This window comes from Streptomyces sp. CO7 (genome assembly GCF_053474865.1).
Window position 1 is genome coordinate 294,296 of record NZ_JBRIOU010000008.1, and the last position, 856, is coordinate 295,151.

Here is an 856-nt window from a genome sequence, read left to right on the forward strand (position 1 = left end):
GCCGGCCACCGCCAGCACCCCCGCCGACACCGGCAGCCACACCCCGGCGACCTCCAGGGTGCGCAGCCCCTCCCGCAGCCGGCGCAGCTCCTGCGGCTCCAGCACCGCCACCCGCGCGTGCCGGACCGGGATGCTGCCGGCCAGCGGCACGTTGTCGTCGGCCAGCTCGTGCCGGACCCGCTCGGTGATCGGGGCCAGGTCCACCGTGACCGGACCGTCGCCCCGCTCCCGCAGGGCCTTCAGCACCGCCTCGTGGGACGCCCGGTTGCCCGCGTCCCAGACGGCACGGAACGCAGCGGTCCGGGTGAAGGAGTCCACAGCGCTGTGGACGAAGGGCGCCGCCGAAGGGGGCAGGTCACGCCGGTCGGTCAACTCGTGCACGATCCCGGCGCCCACCGTGTCCGCGATCACCCCGCGCACCGCGGGGTCCGAGGACAGGGGCGCCATGCTCTCGACGTACCGGCTCGTGTCGGCGACCTGGTGCACCGCCCAGGCGGCGAGCGCGCCGAATGGCAGCACGAGGCACGCCGCGACGGTCAGGGCCGCCGACAGCACGTCGCGGAGACGGCGCGTGCGGGGACTCACCCTCCCAGGAGACGCCGCCCGCCCGGCCGGGGCGAGCGACGCGCGTCCGACCGGGTGAGGCGGCGGCCCCCGGAACCGGGCCGACGGCCCGGCCCCACGGGGTCCGGATCGGCCGGCCCGGCCGCCCGAGGTCAGGGATCAGTGGTGACGGCGCACCGAGCGGGCCATCTTGAGCGTCCGCATCAGCAGGCGCACCTTGCCGCCGCGACGCCGACGGCGGTGCCGGATCGTGCCGTAGCCCGCGGGCCGCACGGAGGAGGCGGGGGTGGTG

At 77.3% G+C, this 856-nt stretch carries 1 pseudogene; it reads right to left on the reverse strand.

The window, feature by feature from the left end:
- Nucleotides 1-585, reverse strand: a pseudogene (locus ACOV8S_RS26245) (hypothetical protein); the annotation flags it as partial.
- Between the last annotated feature and the right edge of the window lie 271 nt (nt 586-856).